We start from the raw sequence: 5,770 nt of genomic DNA, 5'->3' as shown, positions 1-5,770 counted from the left end.
CTCTCGGGTCCTCTTGATGAGTTGATGAGCCGGCGCGGAGCGGAGGTGGCCGGATGCGGGACGGGTGTGGGGGTGACTACGGGGTGACTACGGGGTGACTACGGGGCCCTGAGGGGCGGAAGAGACGCGCCGGCCCGGGCGGGGGGTGCCGGGCCGGCGCGGTCTGGGGGGTGGGGGGTGGGAGTGGGGGGAGGTGCGGTGGGGGGAAGCGGGGGTCCGGTTCAGGAGGCGGCGGAGAGCTCCGCGTCCTGGAGGGCGGCCTGCTCCATGCGACGGCGCAGGCTCAGCGGGCGCATGTCGGTCCACACCTCGGTGATGCGCTCCAGGCACGCGTCCTTGGGGCCCTCGAAGCCCTCCGCGTGCCAGCCGGCCGGCAGGTCCCGGTCGGCCCACCAGACGGAGTACTGCTCCTCGTCGTTGCGGACCACGCGGTACAGGCGCTCGTCGGTCTGGGTGTCGCTCATTGTGGGTCTCCAGAAGGGTGTCGGTGATGGTTGCGTACGACTCTGCGAGGGCTCGCTATACGGCGCCCATACGCTGTCCGGCGGCACGAATCCGCAGGTCATTGAGGTGTTCGAGGCTCTTGAGGGTGCGCTCGGTGTCGACCCCGAAATCGACCAGGCAGCCGACCTCGTCGATGCCGAGGGCCTCCAGCCGCTCCACCACGCCGAGCGCCCGCTCGACGGTGCCGAAGATCCCCTGGCGGTCGAAGAACCGCTGGAAGGCCCGCTCGACCAGGTAGTCGACGTCGGCCTCGCGGACCGCCGAGCGGTCGAACACCGCCTTGTCGGCGTTGACCGTCCCGGACAGCAGCCCGAAGGACGTCTTGAGGTACGCGGAGAGCGAGGGCCGGACCAGCTCGCGCACCTCCTCGGTGTCCGTCCCGAGGAAGGTGTGCAGCATCAGCACCACGTGCCCCCTGGCCTGCTCGCCGTGGTGCTCGCGCAGCGCGGCCCGGTAGACGGCCAGCTTCCCGGCGAGCTCGTCGAGGTCCTGGCCGAGCAGGTGCGTCAGCACGCCCGCGTTCAGCTCCCCGGCGGTGCGGAAGGTGTCGGCGCTGCCGGCGCTCGTGATCCAGCAGGGCAGTTCGGCCTGTACGGCGGGCGGGTAGACCCGTACCTCGGCGTCGGCGCCCCGCCCGTCGGGCAGCGTCACGGACTCGCCGCGCCACAGGGCCCGTACGGTCTCGACGGTCTCCGTCAGCAGCTCCTTGCGCCGGGCGTGGGCCTCGGGCCGCAGCACGAAGTCGGTGGGGTGCCACCCGGAGGCGAACGACACCCCGGCCCGCCCGTGGGACAGGTTGTCGACCACCGACCAGTCCTCGGCGATCCGCAGCGGGTGCCCCAGCGGCGCCACGACGCTGCCCGCCCGGATCGCGATCCGCTCGGTGACGGTGGCGAGCGCGGCACCGGTGACGGCCGGGTTCGGGTAGAGCCCGCCGAAGGGGTGGAAGTGCCGCTCCGGGGTCCACACCGCCGTGAACCCGTTCCGGTCCGCGAACCGGGCCCCCTCGGTGAGGAGTTCGTAACGCCCGGCGGCGCCGGACGCGGTGCTGTCGTTGGCGAAGTAGAAGAGACTGAAGTCCACCCCGGCTCCTTCGGATCGGCTCTCGGCGGTCGGATACCGAGGACGCTAGGCAGCGGGGGTTTTCACGCGTTATCGAAACTATTTCCACCCCCCGAAAACCCGCAGGTCGGAGTGGGTGCGAGCGCTTCGGGACGCGACGGGTACGGGCTTGCGGCGCCGGTTGCCGGGCCACCCGCGCCGGGCACGCGGAAGGCCCGCGGCACAGGGTGTGCCGCGGGCCTTCCGGGGTGTGCCGGGTTACGTGAGGGGGCCCGCCAGCCGGGACACGAAGAAGCCCGAGGCATCGGTGCCGGTGGCCCAGAGGGCGCCGGCGGCCGGGTCCGCGGTCAGCTCGGTGACGGTGGTGCCGGTGGTGCGGGGGGCCGTCAGCGGCGTCCACGCGGTGCCGTTCCACTTCCGCAGGCCGAACGTGGCGCTGCCACCCGCGACCCAGTCGCTGCCGTACTTGGCCAGGGTGTTCACCGTGCCCGCGCCGCAGACCGGCACCGTCTTCCAGACGGTCCCGTCCCACCGAAGGGTCGTGAAGCACCCGTCGGTGGTCTGCTTCCCGTTGATCCAGATGTCGTTCGCGGTCCCGGCGATCGTGTTGGACACGTAGTCGAAGGGCGCCGTGAGCTTCGGGGCCGGGAGCTGGCTCCAGGCGGTGCCGTTGAAGCGGGCCACGTACATCTCGGTCGTCCCCGTGGAGACCGTGGTCTCGCCGACCACCCAGATGTCGTTCGCCGCCAGGCGCAGCATCGACTCCAGCCGGGTGTTCTTGCCCGCCGGTGCCGGCAGGACCGTGTTGGTCCACGTCGTGCCGCTCAGGCGGCGGACGGCCGGCCGGTCGACCCCGCCGGAGTAGACGGATCCGGCGAGCAGCAGCTCGCCGCGGGCCGGGGCGACGCCGTCCTTGGCGGTGAAGGCGTAGCCGGTGTCGACCGCTCGGCTGGTCCACGCCGTGCCGTCCCAGTGGTTGGCCCACTGCCCGCCCCAGTCCCCGCTGCCGAAGGTCCAGACGTCGTCGGCGGCGGTCCCGGCCACGAAGGAGCTCGGGTACTGGTCCGCGGGTCCGGCCGGCTTGGCCTGCCAGCCGGTGCCGTCGCGGTGGAACATGTACGCGTCCGAGTCGCAGCCGGCGATCGGGCAGCCCGCCCACCGCTCGATCAGGACCGTCGAGGTGGCGCTCACCGGCAGCACCTGGGCCTTGGCGACGGTCTGCGGGATCGGCAGCGGCTGGGTGACGGTCTCCCAGCCGCCGGCCGCCTGGGCGGTGGTGGCTTGGAAGAGTGCGCTGGTGAGGGCGAGTAAGCCCGCGGAGAGCGCGAAAGCTGCCTTTCGGATCCCCCGTGTGCGGATGTTCAAGACGTTCCCTTCGTCGGGCGGGTGGTGTGCAGCGGGGCTAGGAGACGGCGCCGGGGAGGCGGGACGCGAAGATGCCGTTGGCGTCGCTGCCGGTGGCCCAGAGGGCGCCGTCGCCGGGTTCGGCGGTCAGACGCCGCACCGTGGCGCCGGCTGCCGGGGCGGTGAGCGGGGTCCAGGCCGCACCCGTCCACTTCCGCAGCCCGAAGCTCGCGTCGCCGCCGCCGATCCACTCGCCCCGGTACTTGACCACCGTGGTCACGGCCAGGCCGCCGCAGGTCGGGAGCGTGGACCAGACCGTGCCGTTGAAGCGCAGTGAGGTGTGGCAGCCGTCGGCGGACTTCTTGCCGGTGATCCACAGGTCGGTGGAGGTGCCGGCGACCTGGTTCCGCAGGTAGTCGAAGCCCGCAGTGAGCTTGGGAGCGGCGACCTGGGTCCAGGTCGTGCCGTTGAAGCGGGCGACGTACATCTCGGTGGTTCCTGAGGAGACCGTGGTCTCGCCCACCACCCAGATGTCGTTCGGCGCGGCCTGGTGTATGGCGTCCACGGACACGTTCTTGCCGGCTGGGGCCGGCAGCACCGTGACGGGCGACCACGCGGTGCCGGTCCAGCGCTGCACGGCGGGACGGCTGTAGCCGGAGACGGTCTGCGTGCCCGCAGCCATGAGCTGCCCGCGAGCGGTGGCCACCCCCGCGTGCGGGAAGAACGGGCCGGTGAAGCCGCGGCGGGTCCAGGCCGTCCCGTTCCAGTGGTAGGCGGACGGATAGCCGAAGTCCGGTCCGCCGAACGTCCAGACGTCGTCGGTCGCGGTCCCGGCGATGGCTTCGAACTTGTAGATGTCGGACGGGGTCGGGGGCTTGGGAACCCACGAGCCGCCCGTCCGGTCCCACAGATGGCTGGAGACCTCGCAGCCGATCGGACAGGTCTCCTCGGTCTCCATGAGGACCACGGAATCCGGACCGAGCGCCAGTACCTGGGCGTCGTCCGCCTTCCAGCCGTACGGCAGCGGCTGCGTCATGTTCTCCCAGCCGCCGGCCGCCTGCGCGGCGGTGGTCTGGAAGAGTGCGCTCGCCAGCGCGAGTACGCCCGCGGAGATGCCGAGCGCGGCCTTGCGGATCCCCCGTGTGCGGAGCTTCAAGACGTTCCCTTCGTCGATGGGTTGGGGCGCGGGTGTGTCAGTCCAGGTGGAAGGTCGTGCCCAGGCCCTGGGACCGCGCCGCCTCGACCGCGGCGAAGCCGGACATGATGTCCTGCACGCCGAGGCCGAGGGATTTGTAGACGGTCACGGCGTCCGGTCCGCTGCGGCCGGGGTGGCGGCCGAGCAGTACCTCGCCGAGTTCGGCCCGCAGGTGTTCCGGCGGGGCCAGCCCGTGGTCCAGCGCGGCCCGGATGTCGCCGGACTCGGCGAGCGCGGATTCCCGGCTGTCCACGAAGAGTTCGGCGCGCGCCACCGCCTCGGCGGTCAGCTCGCGCTGGTCGGGGAAGGAGCTGCCGACCGCGTTGACGTGCGTACCCGGCGCGAGGTCCACCGCGTCCAGCAGCGGCACCGTCGAGCCGGTGGTGGTGCACACCAGGTCGGCCCCGGTGACGGCCTCGCGGGGGCCCGCGGTGACCTCCACCTCGATGCCGAGTTCGGCGGCGGCCCAGTCCCGGTAGGCGTACGCGTGCGCGTCGGTGCGCGACCACACGCGCACCCGGCGCAGCTCCCGCACCTCCCGCATCGCCCGCAGGTGGCTGCGGGCCTGCGTCCCGGAGCCGAGGACCGCCAGGTCCCCCGCGTCCGGCCGGGCCAGGGCGTCGGTGGCCACCGCGGAGACGGCGGCCGTACGGACGGCCGTCACGGCACCGGCGTCGAGCAGGCCCACCGGCCGGGCGGTGTCGGGGTCGAAGACGATGACCATGCCGATGTGCAGGTCGAGGCCCCGGGCCGGGTTCTCGGGCTTCAGGGCCATCACCTTGACCCCGAAGCCCGCGTGCTCCTCGCCCGCGACGTGGCCCGGCATGCTGCCGAGCAGGCCCGTCTCGTGCGGCGGCCGCACGATGGTGCGCAGCGGCTGTGCCGCGCGTCCGCCGCTGTAGCGGCGCATGGCCTCGGCCATCACGGGGATCGCCGCGCTCACCGGGTAGACCCGCTGTACGGTCTCCCGGTCCAGCAGGAGCATCTCACTGCTCCCGGACGAAGACGGACCACACCATCTGGATGGTGCGGGTGGAGGAGATGAAGACCAGGCCGTAGAGCCGGGCGGCCGGCAGGGTGGTGAGCGCGAGGTCGGCCTCGCCCTCGCGGACCGCACGCGCGGCCGCGCTGGTGGAGGTCACCAGGGAGATCTTCGGGGTGCCGAAGGAGGCGTCGAGGAGCTGCCCGACGATCGGTACGGGCGCCGGGTGGCTGGCCACCCGCGGGGAGACGTCCTGGGTGCCGCTGGGCAGGGAGGCGATGCCGTACGGCGGGGTCTCCCAGTGGAAGGCGGCGGCCAGGCTGAGCTCCGGGTCCATGTAGAACCGGTCCACCCCGGAGTAGGCGTTGGCCACCACGAGGTGGCTCACGTCGCCCCGGCGCAGGGCCTCGCCGGCCTTCTCGTAGGTCTCGAACAGCCGCACGTCCTGGGGGCGGTGCGGGCCCCCGTCCGGGAGGGAGTTCCACAGGAAGCCGGCGGCGTCCTGGCTGCTGGTGCCCTCGGGGCCGAGGGTGCCGACGGCGGTCAGGGGCTGGCGGTGCAGGTGGTCGCGGATCACCCAGTCCCCGGCCGCGGGCGGCGCGAGGGGGGCGGGTGCGGTGATGGTCAACGGGACTCCTTCGTGGATACCCCGGCCTTCAGGCCGGGGAGGAAACGAAGCACCC

Annotated in this window: 6 protein-coding genes; all 6 read right to left on the bottom strand. The window is 72.8% G+C overall.

Translation table 11 applies throughout. The features are described 5' to 3' along the window. Window positions 1–221: 221 nt before the first annotated feature. Window positions 222–464 carry an MbtH family protein gene (locus ACIQUQ_RS17555; protein WP_399950486.1) on the bottom strand — a complete coding sequence of 81 codons (243 nt, stop codon included), beginning with the start codon at window positions 462–464 and terminating at the stop codon, window positions 222–224. A gap of 55 nt (window positions 465–519) precedes the next feature. Beyond that, the gene (locus tag ACIQUQ_RS17550; RefSeq protein WP_403976564.1) at window positions 520–1,587 is read right to left on the bottom strand and encodes a MupA/Atu3671 family FMN-dependent luciferase-like monooxygenase; all 1,068 of its coding nucleotides are present in this window, start codon (window positions 1,585–1,587) and stop codon (window positions 520–522) included. A gap of 237 nt (window positions 1,588–1,824) precedes the next feature. After that, the gene (locus ACIQUQ_RS17545) at window positions 1,825–2,931 is read right to left on the bottom strand and encodes a hypothetical protein (RefSeq protein WP_403976562.1); all 1,107 of its coding nucleotides are present in this window, start codon (window positions 2,929–2,931) and stop codon (window positions 1,825–1,827) included. A 37-nt stretch (window positions 2,932–2,968) separates the two neighbouring features. After that, a complete protein-coding gene (locus ACIQUQ_RS17540; protein ID WP_403976560.1) occupies window positions 2,969–4,066 on the bottom strand; it encodes a hypothetical protein in 1,098 nt (365 codons plus the stop codon). 37 nt (window positions 4,067–4,103) lie between these two features. Beyond that, window positions 4,104–5,090, bottom strand: a complete 987-nt coding sequence (locus tag ACIQUQ_RS17535) for an ornithine cyclodeaminase family protein (protein WP_403976558.1) — start codon at window positions 5,088–5,090, stop codon at window positions 4,104–4,106. Between the two features lies 1 nt (window position 5,091). Then, window positions 5,092–5,715, bottom strand: a complete 624-nt coding sequence (locus tag ACIQUQ_RS17530) for a hypothetical protein (RefSeq protein ID WP_403976556.1) — start codon at window positions 5,713–5,715, stop codon at window positions 5,092–5,094. Window positions 5,716–5,770: the final 55 nt, after the last annotated feature.

Origin of the sequence: Streptomyces sp. NPDC101118 (genome assembly GCF_044759445.1) — a bacterium.
Lineage (GTDB): Bacteria > Actinomycetota > Actinomycetes > Streptomycetales > Streptomycetaceae > Streptomyces.
The sequence above is the reverse complement of the archived record's forward strand: the minus strand, read 5'-3'. Positions and strand labels throughout refer to the sequence as shown.